This window comes from Luteimonas sp. GW821-FHT14E02, from assembly GCF_058803905.1.
This window is the reverse complement of sequence record NZ_JBXAPK010000006.1, coordinates 18735-35014: the sequence shown is the minus strand read 5'-3', so window position 1 is coordinate 35014 and position 16280 is coordinate 18735. Positions and strand designations below refer to the sequence as shown.

Sequence of the window (16280 nt, the reverse complement as noted above, 5' to 3'; positions counted from 1 at the left end):
TTTCCTTCAGCGTCTTTTCCGGCTTTTTCTTATCTTCCTTCTTTCTATCCATACCTTTCGACATGGCGGTCTCCATTGGCAGTGGGGCTGTTGCCGTGCGAAATGTACTGCAGTGTCGGTTCGCCGCCTAGTGGAAGACGGAAGATAGGGGCGGCGATGCAGCCGTCAGACATCGACCGTTTCATGGAGGGTGAGGCGCTGTGAATCCAACAACACGCAGGCGGTTTCTCGTGCAGTCGGGCTGGCTGAGCGCGGCCGTGGTCACATCGGCATGGACGATGCGGGACGCACTCGCCAAGCCTGTCGATGCCCCTGTCGGCATCCAGCTGTACACGGTGGGCGAGTCCATGCGACAGGACGCCGCCGGCACTCTCAAGACACTCAGGAAGATCGGATTTCGTGAAGTCGAGTCCGCGGGATTCGGCGCGCATTCCGCCAAGCAGTTCCGCAAGCTTTTGGACGATGCCGACCTGACTTGTCCCAGCGCGCATCTGAGCTTCGACCTCGGAGATCCTGGTCCAGCCTTCGAGGATGCGCATGCAATCGGCGCCAAGTATGCGGCCAGTTCGATGCTGCATGCGCTTATGGCCGATTCCAAGCCGGCCGGCAAGAACGAAAAGCTCGCGATGAGCCTGGACGAAGCCAAGCGCACGGCCGAATTCGTGAATCGTCTTGGCGAGAAGGCCAAGCGTGCAGATCTGCAATACGTCTATCACAACCACGCTTTCGAGTTCGTCGATCAGGGAGACGGCGTGACCGGCTATGACGTGCTCTTGCGGGAAACCGATCCGGACTTGGTCAAGTTCGAAATCGATTGCGGCTGGATGGTATCGGCCGGGCGCAATCCGATCGATTATTTCCAGGCTCACCCGGGCCGGTTTCCGCTGATCCACGTCAAGGACTTCTTGCCGAAAACCGGCGCGGATACCGACGAGAAGATGCGCGGTGCCGAACTCGGTCGCGGCGTGATCGACTACAAGCCGATTCTCGCCGCCGCCAAGCAAGCCGGCCTACGGCATTACTTCGCGGAACAGGAAGGGCCATTCGTGCGCATGAGCCAGCTCGAAGCCGCCAAGGTGGCTTATCGCTATTTACGTTCCATCAGTTAAGGCGGCGCGAGCGCGCCGCCACATGCGAGTCTTGATCCTTTTGGTGCAACCCGGACAAACGATCCGAGCAGGAGAGGGCGGTGGAGTCTGAAAGTTACGATGCAATCGTGGTGGGATCGGGCATTTCCGGTGGTTGGGCGGCGAAGGAGCTGACCGAGAAGGGGTTGCGGGTCCTGCTGCTGGAGCGTGGACGCAACGTCGAACACGTCAAGGATTACGTCAATGCCTTCAAGGCGCCCTGGGAATATCTGCACAGGGGCCGAAAGACGCAGGCCATGGCGGCGGCGTACCCGGTGCTCAATCGCGACCTGCTCAATGAGACGAACCTCGACTTCTGGGTCAACGAAAAGGAGTCCCCGTATACCGAGGTCAAGCGCTTCGACTGGTTCCGCGGCTATCAGGTCGGCGGCCGTTCGCTGATGTGGGGGCGCCAGAGCTACCGTTGGAGCGACTTCGACTTTGAGGCCAACGCAAAGCAAGGCATCGCCGTCGACTGGCCGATCCGATACGACGAACTCGCGCCGTGGTACGACCATGTGGAAAGGCACGCGGGCATCTCCGGTTCGCGTGAGGGGCTGGCACAGCTTCCGGATGGACAGTTCCAGCCGCCGATGGCGCTCAACTGCGCCGAGGAAATGATCGCCGGCAGGATCAAGACGGTGTACGGCGGCAAGCGTCGGCTCATCATCGGGCGAACGGCGAACGCCACGCAGGCGCTGGAAGGACGCGCGCCGTGCCAATACCGTGGCGCGTGCTGGCTGGGCTGTCCGTATGGCGCCTATTTCAGTACGCAATCCAGCACGTTGCCTGCGGCGGCCAAAACCGGAAAGCTGACCTTGAGGCCCTGGTCGATCGTGACGGAGGTGCTTTACGACAAGGATCGTCAGCGTGCGAGTGGCGTGCGCGTGCTCGATGCCGTCAGCGAAAAAACGATCGACTACACGGCCAAGATCATTTTCCTATGCGCATCGGCGCTCAACTCGACCTGGCTGCTCATGCGTTCGGCGACGGATGTCTGGCCGGGCGGGCTCGGCAGCAGTTCCGGCGAGCTCGGTCACAACCTCATGGATCATCACTTCCGGATCGGTGCGAAAGGGCGGATCGACGGGTTGACCGACAAGTACACCTATGGCCGCCGCCCGACCGGTTTCTACATTCCACGCTACCGCAACCTGTTTGGCGACAAGCGCGATTACCTGCGCGGATTCGGCTACCAGGGCGGCGCGAGCCGCGAGGACTGGACACGCGCGGTGAGGGAACTCGGAATCGGCGGGGCGTTCAAGGACGAGATGGCGATGCCAGGTCCGTGGCGGATCGGCGCCACCGGATTCGGCGAAATGCTCCCCAATCATGCCAACAAGATCGGGCTCGATGAGAGCAAGCGCGACAAATGGGGATTGCCTGTGCTCAAGATCGATTGCGCCTTCGGCGAAAACGAACGGCTGATGCGCAAGGACATGGCCAACGACATGGCGCAAATGCTCGAAGACAGCGGCGTGAAGGAAGTGGAGACATTCGACAGCGGCTGCGCGCCGGGCATGGCGATCCACGAGATGGGCACGGCGCGCATGGGGCGCGATCCGAAGACATCGGTGCTCAACGCGCACAACCAGGTCTGGGACGCGCCGAACGTCTTCGTCACCGACGGTGCGTGCATGACGTCGTCGGCTTGCCAGAACCCTTCGCTCACCTACATGGCGCTCACGGCCCGCGCGGCGAACTTTGCCGTCGACGAGCTCAATCGCCGCAATCTTTGACGAGACACCATGGACAAGTCATCCGGCACAGAAGAACGCATCCGTGTCGATCGGCGCGAGGCCGTTCGTCACATCATCGCCTGGCTCGGCGGTGCCGCCGTCGCGGGTAGCAGCAATCTCCTGGCGGCGCTGGAGCGGCCGGGGCCGGTTGCCAAGGGCACGCCGGGGGCGTTCAAGGCCGCGGACGTCGCCTTTCTCGATGAGATCGCCGAAACGATATTGCCCGAGACGAAAACACCGGGCGCGAAGGCGGCCAAGACCGGTGCTTTCATGGCGCGAATGGTCACCGACTGCTACACCCCTTCGCAGCAGCGCGTTTTCCGGGATGGCATGCGCAAGGTCGACGAGGCATGCCTGGCCGCACATAAGGTCTCGTTCATGAAGGCAACGCAACAGCAGCGGCTCGCCGTGCTGGAGGCCTTGGATCGTGAGCAGAAACTGGAGATGGACGCCCGACTGGCCAACGATCAGGTGCCTGTCAAGGAGGATGAGCCCGTGCATTATTTCCGCATGATGAAGCAACTCGCAGTGCTCGGTTATTTCACTTCCGAGATCGGTTACACGCAGGCGATGCGTTATATCGAGGTGCCGGGGCGCTTCGATCCCTGCGCTCCCTACACGCCGGGGGAAACCATCTGGGCAGCGCACGCTTGAGGTGATCGATTGCCCGGCCGGGCATTTCCGGGGCGGGGCATGCGTCATACTAGAAGGTCGTCTGGCGTCGTTGCCGCACGGATAGCACCAAAGCGCTCGCGACCTGAGTAAGTTGAAGCCCGTATGCCCCTGATCACTATGAATGCCGTCGACTACAGCGTCGGCGGCCCACTCCTGCTCGAACGCGTCAACCTGTCCATCGAGGCCGGCGAGCGCATCGCCCTGATCGGCCGCAACGGCGCCGGTAAGTCCACGTTGATGCGCCTGCTGTCCGGTGAACTGAAACCGGATGGCGGCGAGATCCGCCGCGAGGGCGGCGTGCGCGTAGCACGGCTCGAACAGGAGGTGCCCGCTGGCGCGGGCGGCACGATCTTCGACGTGGTCGCTGACGGGATGGGCGAGCTTGGCGCAGCGCTGTCTGAGTACCACCACCTGATCCATGCCGGGCACGAGGGCGAGATCGACACGGCGGCGCTCGCCGCGGCGCAGGCCCGCATCGAGGCGGGCGGCGGCTGGGCGCTCGATCAGCGCGTGGCGGAAACCCTGTCGCGGCTCGGGCTCGACGGCGACGCGGGCTTCGAGCGCCTGTCCGGCGGCATGAAGCGTCGGGTGCTGCTGGCGCGGGCATTGGTCTCGGCGCCCGATCTGTTGCTGTTGGATGAGCCGACCAACCACCTCGACATCGCCGCCATCGACTGGCTGGAAGGGTTCCTCAAGGCCTGGCCCGGCGCGCTGGTGTTCGTCACCCACGATCGCCGGTTCCTGCGCGCGCTGGCCACGCGCATCGTCGAGATCGATCGCGGGCAGGTGACCAGTTGGCCCGGCGACTGGGGGAATTACATGCGCCGCCGCGAGGAACGACTCAATGCGGAAGCGCAGGAGCAGGCCCGCTTCGACAAAATGCTGGCGCAGGAGGAGGCCTGGATCCGTCAGGGCATCAAGGCGCGACGCACGCGCGACGAGGGACGCGTGCGGCGGCTGGAAGCGATGCGCGTGGAGCGCGCGCAGCGGCGCGAACTGGCCGGCAATGTGCGCATGGAAACCGCGCAGGCGGGAAATTCCGGCAAGAAGGTGATCGAAGCCAAGCACGTGGACTTCGGTTGGGGCGATACGCAACTGGTGCGGAATTTCTCGACCACCGTGTTGCGCGGCGACCGCATCGGCCTGATCGGTCCGAATGGCAGCGGCAAGACCACGCTGCTGAAGCTGCTGCTCGGCCAGTTGCCGCCACAGGCGGGTGAGGTGCGCATCGGCGCGCAGTTGCAGATCGCCTACTTCGACCAGTACCGGACCACGCTGCGCGAGGACTGGAACGCGCTGGAGAACGTCGCCGAAGGACTCGAATTCATCGAAATCGGCGGCAAGCGCAAGCACATCATCGGATACCTGCAGGATTTCCTGTTCACGCCCGAACGTGCCCGCGCGCCGATCACGCGCCTGTCCGGCGGCGAGCGCAACCGCTTGCTGCTGGCGAAGCTGTTCGCGCGGCCGTCGAACCTGCTGGTGATGGACGAACCGACCAACGATCTGGACGTGGAAACGCTCGAGCTGCTGGAGGAATTGCTGGCCGACTACCCGGGCACGCTGCTGCTGGTCAGCCACGATCGCGATTTCCTCGACAACGTGGTCACCTCGACCCTGGTGATGGAGGGGCAGGGACGTGTCGGCGAATACGTTGGCGGCTACAGCGATTGGTTGCGCCAGGGGAGACCGCCGGCAGAACCGCAGCGACCGTCACCCGCCGTCGCGAAAACGGAAACGGCGCCAACCCGGCCGTCATCCCCCGCGCCCGCGCAGAAGCGCAAGCTCAGCTACAAGGACGCGCGCGAACTGGAGCAATTGCCGGGACGGATCGAAGTGCTGGAAGCCAGGCTGGCGGAACTGACCGCGGCGATGCAGGACACCGGTTACTACCAGCGCGACCATGCTGCGGTTGCAGCAGATACCGCGGAGCTTGCCGACGTCCAGGCTCGCCTGGATGCCGCCTTCGCGCGTTGGGAAGCACTGGAAAGCAGCGATCCTGGCGAGTGACTTGCGGGCGCGGCGCCGTTGCCAGTAAAACGGTGGCCGCTTCATGGAAAACCATCGCATGCACCGAACTGGCCCATTGCCGCTTGTGTTCGCCCTGTTGGCGTCACTCGCGTCGCCGTGGGCTTCGGCGGCGGTGGCGGATGCCACGGCATCCGGATTCACCATTGAGAATTCCCGGGAGGTTCCGGTCGATGCCGCGACGGCGTGGAAGGCGCTGGTCGAGGACATTGACCGCTGGTGGCCGAAGGACCACACCTGGTGGGGGAATGAGTCCACATTGAGCATCGATCCGCGCGCGGGCGGCTGTTTCTGCGAACGCGCCCGCAAGACGGGCGACGGGCGGGAAGCCCAGCACTTGATCGTGACGTTCGTCGAGCCGGGCAAGTTGATGCGCATGGTCGGCGGGCTGGGGCCGTTGCAGGGCATGGGCCTGCACGGCGCGCTCGAATGGCGCATCGTCGCCACGGGCGAGAGCGCGACGAGAATCACCCTTTGGTATCGCGCCGGTGGCTATGCGCCGGACGATCTGAGCAAGCTGGCGCCGGTCGTCGATCGCGTCCAGGCGGCGCAGCTGGGCGCGCTCGCGGATTTCCTCGCGGCCAGGAATGGCAAGAGGGAAAAGCGATAACAGGCGTAAACTTTTACATCGTCGTCCGCGCACTGCGGTCCCGCCAGTGCATGCTTTGACAGGTGCACGCTTTGACAGGTGCGTCAGATGGCCGAGAGATGGGATCGTGACGGCATGCCAAGCCAAACGGGATCGGGAAACGTAGGCTGCCGTCGAAATGTCTGAACAGGGGTGATTATCAACGCCGCGACACTACCACCCGCCCCGGATTCCAGCGCACGCGCCCGCATGGTCGAGGTCGTCGATCGCAATCATTGGATGCGCACGTTGGGGATGGGGCTGGCCGCGCTTTCCGTGGCGTCGGTGCTCTACGAAAACGGTGCCGGGTGGCCGACATGGCTGATCCTGGGGATCAACGGCTTCGTCTGGCCGCACGTCGCCTGGCAGCTCGCGCGGCGCAGCCGCGATCCGTTGCGGATGGAATTCCGCAACCTCCTGCTCGATTCCGCCATCGGCGGTGCATGGATCGCGGTGATGCAGCTCAACCTGCTGCCGAGCGCGCTGCTGATCGCGATGCTGACGATCGACCGGATCGCGGTGGCCGGTATGCGCTTCTATCTGCGCACGCTGGCCGTGCTGATGGCGACCTGCCTGCTGGTGTGGGGGCTGCTCGGATTCCCGGTGCAGCTGCATACGACGACCTTCAGCATCGTGATGTCGCTGCCGTTCCTGTTCGTCTACACGGCCGCGCTCGGCATGCTGGTGCGCGGGCTGACGGTGCGGGTCGGTGCGCAGAACCGCATGCTCGAACGCTTGAACCGCATCGATGCGCTGACCGGTCTGCACAACCGCCGCCATTGGGAAGAGGTCGTCAGCAGCGAACTGTCACGCTTCCTGCGCACGCGTCGGCCGGCCGTGGTGATGCTGATCGACGTCGACAATTTCAAGATGGTCAACGACCGGCACGGCCATGCCAGCGGCGATCGCGTGTTGTGCTGCATCGCCGATGTGCTGCGCGAGTCGCTGCGCGAGATCGACGTGCCTGCGCGCTACGGCGGCGACGAGTTCGCCGTATTGTTCGCCGAGACCGACCTGCGCAACGCGCGCGAGGTGGCCGAACGCATCCGGCTCCTGTTCCTGGAGCGTCGCGGGCCGGATGCCGAGCAGCAGCGCTGCACGCTGAGCATCGGGCTGGCGGAGGCGGATCGGTTGCTGGTGACGGTGGACGACTGGGTGCGGCATGCGGATGCCGCCATGTATCGTGCCAAGGAAGCTGGGCGGGACAGAATCAATGCTGCTTGATCTGGCGTAGGCGCCAGATCAAGCCCCAAAGTTTGCTACGCAAACTTCGGGCCCCAGGCGCATGACTCCCACAACCCCGCCGCTGTTGCGGCGCCCCCTTGACTCAAGGGGGCTTTCCTCCAGCAAGTGAGTTGAATTTGTAGAAGCGCGGCGAAGACAGAGTTCCTCGACTCCAGGCGTGAGCAATGCCTGTCATTCCCGCCTTCGTGGGAATGACGGGCAAAAGCGCCACTGTGGGTCATCTGTCTTTGCGCCAGGACTATTCGTCCAGCCAACTGCCACAACCACGATAGGTCTTGCCCCCCACGGTGAACTCGGCGCGCGCATCGAAGCCGGCGCCGCTCATGTCGTCGCTGCAGGGTTCGCGATAGATGCGCAGCAGGACGTCGGTGCCGTCGGCGCTCTTGCCGCCGAAGCCGAACGTGCTGCTGATGCCGATGGCTTTCGCGACTTCGATCTTGCGTTCGCCGTAGTCGAGCTCGGCGCGGATCACCGGCGGATCGGTGTCGGTGACCTCCACCCACCAGCCCGGTTCGTTGCCGACCGCGCGGAAGGCGACCCCGCGCTTGCGGGCTTCGTCCCAGACCGGGCTGGTCTTGCCGCCCTCGGGCGGTGCGGCCGAAGGGGAGGCCGCACCATGGACCATGGTCATGACGAATTCGCCGACATCGTCCTTGCCGGGCGTGTAGGGGATGCGGGTGTCCGTAACGAACAGGAGGCTGCCGTCGGCACCGCGCAGGCTGGCATGCAGGCCGTAGGTGCCGTCCGCGCGCAGCTTCGCCGGATCGTAGGGCAGTTCGAACGCATACGGCGGTCCCGCCACGTCCTTCAGCGTGGCCTGGGCCAGCACCGCGTCTGGTGTGTCGGCGAGGCGGTTGTCGATCAGCTGCACGGTGAAGGAGGCGCCCGGCGCCATCTTGATGCGCTGCAGGTAGGTCGCCTTGCCACGGATGACGGGCTGCGCGGCTGTCGCGGCGGAAGGTGTCGCGGTGCTGGAAGTGGAATCGTTCACGGCGCCTCCGGCGGGGGATTGGCATGCCGTCAGCATGCACAGCAGCAACAGCGCGGGGATCGGGATGTGGTGCATGTCGTCCGGCTTCCTGTGGCGGAGACCGCAGGATAAGCGCAGCCGCCGGAACGCATCGGCAACGGCGGCGGAGGGATTCAGATCGCCGCCACGATTTCGCGTGTCCGCCGCCACAGGTCGCCGGGCGCGGTCGTGCACAGCTCCGGATGCAGGCTGCGCAGGCGCGCGCCGTCCGGACGCGGTGCCAGTGGCGCCGGGGCAGGGGCGGGGTCGAAGCGTGGCTCGATCCCCAGCAGGCCGGCGATGTAGCAGGCCCATTCGGATTTGCTGATCCCATCCGAGCCTTCCGCGTGGAAGACACCGCCGGATTCGGGATCAGCGATCAGACGCCGGGTGACCGCGACGACATGGTCCACGGACACCGGATAGCGCCGCCGTTCGTCGCGTCGCAACGGCCGCCCTTCGCGCAATGCCTGCACGGTGGAGGCCACGAAGTCACGGCCGGGCACCGTGGCGCCGAACAGCAGCGGCAGGCGCAGCACGAGATGCGCCGCGTTGAAGCCAAGCAATAACTGTTCCGCCTGCCGCTTGTGCCGGCCGTAGGTCTGCAGCGGCGACGTCCTGGCACGCTCGTCGTACTCGCCGGCGCTGCCGAAGACGTAATCGGTGGAGTAGTACAGGACGCGGCTGCCTTGCGCGCGCGCATGACGCAGCACGTGGCCCAGGCCGTCGAGATTCACGCGCTTGCTCAGATTCGGGTCGCGCTCGCACGTATCGGGATCGGCGATGCCCGCGGCATAAAGGATGTAACGCGGCGCCACCGTTTCGATCACGCCGCGCAGCGCCACTTCATCGTCGACGTCGACCGCGATCGTCGCGCCGGTGCCGGAGCGGGTCGTGCCGACGGCATCCAGATCCGCGAAACCCGATGCCAGCGCGGTCCCCAGGCCGCCGCCGGCCCCAAGGATGAGGATTTCGTGGTTCGTCGGCATGCTCGTCCTGGATCGCGGCTGCGTCAGGAATCCAGCGCGGACGGCGGACGCAGCTGACGCAGGAAATCCTCGAGCGCGCCGGAGCCAGGACCATCGAGATACACGTTGGCCGCGGTGCGCGCCCGCGCACTGGCCTCGCCGACAGCCACGCCCAATCCCGCATGCGCCAGCATTTCCGCATCCGAATCGCTGTCGCCGAAGGCAGCCACTTCGTCCAAACCGATCTGCAGGTGCTTGCACAGGGCCGCCAGTGCCGCGTGCTTGCCGGCCCGCACGGGATGGATGTCGTAGTAGTCGCGGCCGCTGGAGAGCAGATTCAGCTCCTCCTGCGCCGCGAGCAGTTCGCGTACTTCGCCCAGGTGTTGTTCCTGGCCCTGGCAGAGCGCCTTGAACAGCGGCGTTTCAATGTCGCGGGTATCGATCATGGTCGTACGATAATGCACGCGGACGCCGACGATGCGTTCTTCCTCCTCGACCCGCCCGCGATCGCCGAACGCGATCCAGCGATGCATCTGGTCATAGAGATGCACGGTGCCGCCGCGCTGCTGGTAGCGCTGCAGGGCGGCGAGCAACGATGCATCGACGCGGAAGGCTTCCGTCATGATGTCGTCGCCGCGCAGGTCCTCGGTGTAGGCGCCGTTGTAGGCGATCCGGTACATCGGCAGTGCGATGATGTCGGCGATCACGTCCAGCGCCGCGGCCGGGCGCGAACTCGCCAGTGCCAGGGAGATACCCCGGCGGTACGTGTCGTGCAGCGCCGACATGGTGCGTGGCGATAGCGGTTGCCCGGTATGGAGCAGGGTACCGTCGATATCGAAGACCGCGAGCTGAACTCGCATGGATTGCATCGTTACCCCTCGAAACGCCAAGGCTTGCCGCCGGCTTCGTGCAGCCGCTCCAGCCCCTTGCTGTGCAATCCGGCGCAGGCAGACAACGGGTCGATGTCCAGTTCCTCCAGCACCTCGACCAGCAGCAGCGCGCCCGTGGCGTAGATCGGTACGGCCACGCTCGGCGTGGCGTTGGGATGGATGTGGAAGGGCATGTCCGAGCTGAAGTGCATCGCCTCGTTGAAGCGCACCCGCAGCTCGGTGTCGCGATCGCCGAGCAATTCGCGCACGACGATGCGCATGCGGTCGTTCAGTTCGCGGTAGATGCCCACCAGCGTCCCTGAATTGAATCGGAAGTCGATGTGGACCACGGAGTCCTGGATGCGGCAATGGGCTTCATGACGTCCTTCGTGCAGCAGGTCGTAGTGGCTGTTGTAGCTGTGCGCCAGCTTGCCGAGATCGTAGAAGATGTCGCAAACGGGATATCCACGCGGATCGACCAGCCAGAAATCGCCGCTGTCGAGGTCGCAAAGGATGTTTTCCAGATGCAGGTCGGCGTGGATGTGGCGCGACACCTTGTCCGGCAGCAGCCGCTTCTGTGCCGCCTGGTTGCGTTCGAGCGCATGCAGCATCGCCGGAAGATTGGGAATGTATCGGCCGTTGATGCGCAGCCACGGTGTCGCGATGAGATCCTTGAACATCGGATCCATCTCCGCCGACAGCGCCATGCGGCGCCAGACGCGGTTGAAGTGGTAGTCCTGCAGGTAATTGTCCGGTACCGGTTGCGCATGGGCGAGGCAGGCCTGGCCGTATTCGTATTCCAGCACCGAGCGCAGCAGTTCGGTGGCCTGCGCCGGCGTGATCTGCAGGTTGAGCAACAGGTCGCGCAGGTTGGGGAAGGCCTTGTACTCTACGCCGAAGGTGGTTCTGTCGTCCGCGTATTCGTGGAACAGCAGTTCCGGATAGCGATGACGCAATGTTTCCGGCAACTGCCGGTAGAACTCGACCTCGTTCCGCAGCTTGATCGCGCCGCGGCCGCTGGCCTGCTTGAGGAAATGCTTGCGCACGCCCGACTTGGAGAACGAGTCGCCGATGCGCAGCACATCGGCGCTGACGAACTCGTGCACGGAATATTCCTGGAGCGCGCCGGACGCGCTCAGCGCGCGCACGGCCTGCTCGATGCCGGTTTCATCGTGGAGGCGCAATCTGCGCAGACTCGACACCGGCACGCGCGCGGCGACCAGGCGAGGCTGCGGGCTGTCATCCCAGACCGCGAGATGCGAGGGCAGGCGCACGGTATTCAGCGTGAGTCGGCGAATCGCAAGTCCGGAGATGCCAGGATGCGGCCGTATCAGCACGACGTCGCGAATATCGTCGGGGCCGACATGTTCGGCGCTGGTGTCCAGCGCGTTGATCTGCGCATTGTGCGCGTCGGTCGAACTGCGGATGTTATCGATACCGTAGCGCGAGAGCAGGTTCGCCAATGGCTGAGCGGACGTCGTTGCGGATTTTTCTTTGTCGAGAAGGATCGCAAGCATGAATAGTCCTTCGTTGTTTCAACTGCGCTGAGAAAATCTCCCTGGCTGTGCTGCAGTGCAGCATCGTGATGATGAAAACAACGTGAAACCGATCATGAAATCAGTGCGATCGTGTTCAATGAAAACGACCTCCCACATAACGCGGGAGATCGTATTCGTGCGATGACTCAGCCGCCGGGCGCGACGTCGGTGCGCAGCACTGGATAGAGGTTGTAGCGCTCGTCCCAGGACGAGTGGCGCTGATAGAAGAAATCGAGACGCGCCTGCGGATCGTTCTTGAATGCGGAGTCCTCGCGCAAGCGTCGCTCGAACTCCACTTTCACCGCGGGGTCCTTCGCCAGCATTTCGCGGGCGACATCCTCGGCGACGTAGGCTTCCATGCCTTCCTTGCGTTCGAAGGCGTTGTTGAATTCGCCCCACGTGGCGAGCGAATCGGGTGCTTGCGGTTCCAGGATCGCGATGACGAGCCAGGACTTCGGCTGCGCGATGGGCACGAACAGGGCGCCAGCGGCGAGATCGCGCGTTTCCGGTTTCCACGAGCCCTGCAGTTCGAGCGGTTGATGGCCTTCCACCGACCTCGGCGAGAACGTGGCCTTGCGGGCACGGAAGGCCTGCACTTTCGCCTGCGTCAGCGCGGCGTCGAGTCGACGGAACACGATGCCGTGCTGTTTCAGTTTCTCGCCCACCCAGACCGCTTGCGCCGCGGGCACGAGATAGCCGGCCTCAGGCGCGGTGATGCGATGGTCGGGCACGATCTCATCGCGCAGCGGCAGCTTCCATACCTGCGGCGTGTTCTCGTCGTAATGCGTCATCAGGGCGCCGGAGATGTCGGAAGGCGTGCGCGTGTAGGCGTAGCCGAGGAAATCCACAGTGCGTGTCTTGTCGGTGGCCTTGAAGTCGATCGGCACCTGGGTGCCGCCAATCTTCTCGGCATGCGCGTCGGCATCATGCGCCAGCGACAGCCAGTCGTGGCCGTTGTACGCGGTCTGTTCGAGCAGGGCCACGATGGTGTTGCGGGTGATGCGCACGCGCGTCGGGTAGTCCTTCCACGAATGCGTTTCCACCAGTAGCGCGAAGCGGTTGCGGTACATGAAGTAGGCGTGCGAGAAGCGCGGCGGCGCGACGTTGTCGACGAAGCCGGAAGACGGGTCGTCGTCCTTGACGAACGAGGGATAGAACGTCAGCGGCAGCGAACCCTCCTTGCGCACGGCCTCGACGAGTGCCGTGCGCAGCGCCAGCCCGGCCTGGCGCAGCTGCGGATCGCCGGCGTGGACGGGTTCGATCTGGAAGGAGACGTCGTGCCGGAACTTGGCACCGTCGGTGACGTGCAGGTCGGCGGTGAGGATCGGGTCCCAGGCGTTCACCAGGGCCAGCATCGCCTGCATTTCCGGCGCGTCGGCTTTCACGTAATCGCGGTTGAGGTTGTAGTTCTGCGCGGTCGTGCGCCAGCCCATTTCCTCGGGGCCGCGTTGGTTGGGCCGATTCCAGCGGCCGAAGCGTTCATGACCGTCGATGTTGAACACGGGCACGAACAGCAGCACCTGCCGGTCCAGCGCGCCTTTCGCCGTCTCGCCATCGAGGACCTGCCGCAGCGCGAGGAAGCCGGCGTCCTTGCCGTCGATCTCACCGGCATGGATGCCGCCCTGGACCAGCAGCACCGGGACGCGCTTGGCGTGTGCCTGCTCGGGCGTGAACGCGCCGGTGCGCGTCGCGACCAGGGCCTTCATCGGCCGTCCTTCGGGCGTGACACCGAAATCGATGCAGCGCACGGCATCCGGATATTTCTGCGCGAAGGCGCTGCACAGCGCGATCACTTCGTCGTAGCGGCCGGTCTTGAGGAATCCGGAGCGCTCGGAAACCGTGGTGAGCGTGTCCTCGGCCGCACCCGCCCATGGCGGCGTCAGGGCAAGGGCGAGGGCAAGCAGCGGCAGGCGACGAACGAAGCGGGACATGGCGGTCTCACGGGCGGCGGGAAGACGCGGATGATGCCTGTGGCGTTCCGGCAGCCCAAGTGCTGACTGTCCTAATTGACAAGTCGGCACGGACGAACCCTCGATCGTGCCTCCGCAACCTGTGGCACGGGGCAGAAATTGGACGCTTGGGTTAGTCTTCGCGCTGGTCCTAGAAGAGTTCAGTGCCGATGACGACTGCCGCCGCAGCCGCCCCGACCCCTCGCAACAACGGGAGAATGCCCCGGCAGATTCCCTACATCATCGGCAACGAGGCCTGCGAACGCTTCAGCTTCTACGGGATGCGCAACATTCTGGTGTCCTTCCTGGCCAGCAGCATATTGCTCGCCTATCTGCCGGAGACCGACCGCCAGGGCGCGGCCAAGGATGTCTTTCATACCTTCGTCATCGGCGTGTACTTCTTCCCGCTGCTGGGCGGTTGGCTGGCGGACCGCTTTTTCGGCAAGTACAACACCGTCTTCTGGTTCTCGCTGGTGTACTGCGTCGGCCTGGTCTGTCTGGCGGTGATGCCGAATGACCGGACAGGTTTCTACACGGGCTTGTTCCTGATTGCGTTCGGATCAGGCGGCATCAAACCGCTGGTCGTGTCCTTTTGCGGCGATCAGTTCGACCAGAGCAACAAGCATCTGGCGAAGATCGTGTTCGATGCGTTCTATTGGGTCATCAATTTCGGCAGCCTGTTCGGTTCGTTGCTGATGCCGCTGCTGTTGAGCAGTCAGGGGCCGGAGGTGGCGTTCGGCATTCCGGCCGTGCTGATGCTGATCGCCACGTTCATCTTCTGGCTGGGACGAAAGCGATACGTGAATGTGCCCCCCGTGCAGTCCGATCCGGACGCATTCCTGAGCGTGATCCGCACCTCGCTGCTGGCGCGTGTGCCGGGACAGGGGCGGCCGGGCCTGATGGTTGCCGGGCTCGGCGGTGTGCTTGCTCTGGTGGCGTTGCTGCTGATTCCGAAGCTCGGCTTCGTGATCAGCGCCTGTCTCGCGCTCGGGTTGGTGATCGCGTTCGGCGGCGCCGGCGCGTCGATGCAGCTGGATCGCGCGCGTGGCGTGCACGCAGATGTGGCCGTCGATGGCGTGCGCGCGGTGCTGCGCATCCTGATCGTGTTCGCGCTGACCACGCCGTTCTGGTCGCTGTTCGACCAGAAGGCCTCGACCTGGGTGCTGCAGGGCAAGGACATGGCGATCCCGCACGAACTGTGGTGGTGGCCGAGCTGGCTGGTCAAGGAGGCGACACAGATGCAGGCAATCAATCCGGCGCTGGTGATGTTGATGATTCCATTCAACAACATCGTGCTGTATCCGTTGCTGCGGCGTGTGGGCATCGAGCCGACGCCATTGCGGCGGATGGGGACGGGCATTCTGTTCTCGGGCGTCGCCTGGATCGCGGCTGGCATGATCCAACTCGCCATGGATGGCGGCGATCCGGTTTCGCTGGCGTGGCAGATTCTGCCTTATGCGCTGCTGACCTTCGGCGAAATCCTGGTGTCGGCCACGGCGCTCGAATTCGCCTACAGCCAGGCGCCGGGATCGATGAAGGGCGTGATCATGGCGTTCTGGTATCTGGCCGTCACCTTCGGCAATGTCTGGGTGCTGCTGACCAACCTGGGCGTGCGTAACGAAGCCGTGATTTCGCACATCGCCAGTACCGGTTTGAGCGAGAATGCGTTCCTGATGTTCTTCTTCGCCGGGTTCGCTTTTCTCACCGCGCTGGCCTTTGCCGGATACGCGCGTCGTTATCCGATGCAGGACAATTACAGAACGGCGTGAGAGAACTCTTCAGGTGCGGAACTGTCTAAAGCAGCACCACCTAAAACAGAACCGTCTAAAAAATAATCGTCTGAAACTGGAAGCATCCGATGGAATCGCCGGTCACTATTCTCATCATCGTCGCCACCTGCGTGGTGTCGTGGATGGCGTTCAACAATCAGCAGCTGATTGACCGCCTGATCCTGTGGCCGCCGGCCATCGATCGTTCCAAGCAGTACGACCGCCTCATCACGCATGGCTTCATCCACGCCGATTTCGGCCATCTGCTGTTCAACATGCTCACCTTGTTCTTCTTCGGCCGCGCGGTCGAGGAGGTGTTCGTGCAGCGGATCGGCATGATCGGCTACCTGGTGTTCTACCTCGCCGCGATCGTGATCGCGATCCTGCCGACTTACACCCGCCATCGCCATGACAGCCAATACCGCAGCCTCGGCGCTTCCGGCGCGGTCTCGGCGGTGCTGTTCTCCTTCATCCTGATGGCGCCGTGGTCCGGCATCTATCTGTTCTTCATTCCGATTCCGATCCCGGCGATCGTCTATGCCGTGCTCTATGTGGGCTACAGCATCTGGATGGATCGCCGCGGCGGCGACAACATCAACCACAGCGCCCATCTGTGGGGCGCGGGCTTCGGCGTCATGTTCACCCTGATCATGGACCCGTCCGTGCTGTCCCACTTCCTGTCGCAGTTGAGCAACCCGCGGTTCGGGTGAGCGGCTGCGCACGCGTTCAGACTCCG

The 16280-nt window shown here is 64.1% G+C and carries 12 protein-coding genes and 2 pseudogenes; 9 read left to right on the top strand and 5 right to left on the bottom strand.

Annotated elements, in window-relative coordinates; genetic code table 11:
• The first annotated feature begins 200 nt into the window (after positions 1-200).
• The 7 genes and pseudogenes from AC1RNP_RS11180 to AC1RNP_RS11150 all read left to right on the top strand — a co-directional run bounded on the left by AC1RNP_RS11180 (position 201) and on the right by AC1RNP_RS11150 (position 7421).
• A complete protein-coding gene (locus tag AC1RNP_RS11180; RefSeq protein ID WP_493051336.1) occupies positions 201-1109 on the top strand; it encodes a sugar phosphate isomerase/epimerase family protein in 909 nt (302 codons plus the stop codon).
• 80 nt (positions 1110-1189) lie between these two features.
• Entirely contained in the window at positions 1190-2866 is a 1677-nt protein-coding gene (locus AC1RNP_RS11175; protein WP_493051335.1) for a GMC oxidoreductase, read from the top strand.
• A 9-nt stretch (positions 2867-2875) separates the two neighbouring features.
• On the top strand, positions 2876-3520 hold the full coding sequence (locus tag AC1RNP_RS11170; RefSeq protein ID WP_493051334.1) for a gluconate 2-dehydrogenase subunit 3 family protein: 645 nt from the start codon (positions 2876-2878) through the stop codon (positions 3518-3520).
• A 123-nt stretch (positions 3521-3643) separates the two neighbouring features.
• Positions 3644-5236 (top strand): annotated as a pseudogene (locus tag AC1RNP_RS11165) (ATP-binding cassette domain-containing protein); the annotation flags it as partial.
• A gap of 75 nt (positions 5237-5311) precedes the next feature.
• Positions 5312-5551, top strand: a pseudogene (locus AC1RNP_RS11160) (ABC transporter ATP-binding protein); the annotation flags it as partial.
• Positions 5552-5594: 43 nt separating this feature from the next.
• Positions 5595-6179 (top strand): SRPBCC family protein, encoded by a 585-nt coding sequence (locus tag AC1RNP_RS11155; RefSeq protein ID WP_493051333.1) that lies wholly within the window; start codon positions 5595-5597, stop codon positions 6177-6179.
• 228 nt (positions 6180-6407) lie between these two features.
• On the top strand, positions 6408-7421 hold the full coding sequence (locus AC1RNP_RS11150) for a diguanylate cyclase (protein WP_493051332.1): 1014 nt from the start codon (positions 6408-6410) through the stop codon (positions 7419-7421).
• Between the two features lie 259 nt (positions 7422-7680).
• Here the strand turns inward: AC1RNP_RS11150 and AC1RNP_RS11145 are convergent, their stop codons facing one another.
• From AC1RNP_RS11145 to AC1RNP_RS11125, 5 genes are all read right to left on the bottom strand, one after another.
• Complete coding sequence (locus AC1RNP_RS11145; protein WP_493051331.1) at positions 7681-8508, bottom strand: YbaY family lipoprotein; 828 nt, start codon at positions 8506-8508, stop codon at positions 7681-7683.
• Positions 8509-8585: 77 nt separating this feature from the next.
• Positions 8586-9440, bottom strand: coding sequence for a sugar nucleotide-binding protein (locus AC1RNP_RS11140; RefSeq protein ID WP_493051329.1), 855 nt, complete (start codon positions 9438-9440; stop codon positions 8586-8588).
• A 23-nt stretch (positions 9441-9463) separates the two neighbouring features.
• Positions 9464-10279: an HAD-IIB family hydrolase gene (locus tag AC1RNP_RS11135; protein ID WP_493051328.1), complete on the bottom strand. Its 816-nt coding sequence runs from the start codon at positions 10277-10279 to the stop codon at positions 9464-9466.
• Positions 10280-10290: 11 nt separating this feature from the next.
• Positions 10291-11805 carry a hypothetical protein gene (locus AC1RNP_RS11130; RefSeq protein WP_493051327.1) on the bottom strand — a complete coding sequence of 505 codons (1515 nt, stop codon included), beginning with the start codon at positions 11803-11805 and terminating at the stop codon, positions 10291-10293.
• Positions 11806-11972: 167 nt separating this feature from the next.
• Positions 11973-13757 (bottom strand): M14 family metallopeptidase, encoded by a 1785-nt coding sequence (locus AC1RNP_RS11125; protein ID WP_493051326.1) that lies wholly within the window; start codon positions 13755-13757, stop codon positions 11973-11975.
• Between the two features lie 188 nt (positions 13758-13945).
• Between AC1RNP_RS11125 and AC1RNP_RS11120 the strand changes: the two genes are divergently transcribed.
• Positions 13946-15544 carry a POT-type proton-dependent oligopeptide transporter gene (locus tag AC1RNP_RS11120; protein WP_493051325.1) on the top strand — a complete coding sequence of 533 codons (1599 nt, stop codon included), beginning with the start codon at positions 13946-13948 and terminating at the stop codon, positions 15542-15544.
• An 89-nt stretch (positions 15545-15633) separates the two neighbouring features.
• Entirely contained in the window at positions 15634-16254 is a 621-nt protein-coding gene (locus tag AC1RNP_RS11115) for a rhomboid family intramembrane serine protease (RefSeq protein WP_493051324.1), read from the top strand.
• Positions 16255-16280: the final 26 nt, after the last annotated feature.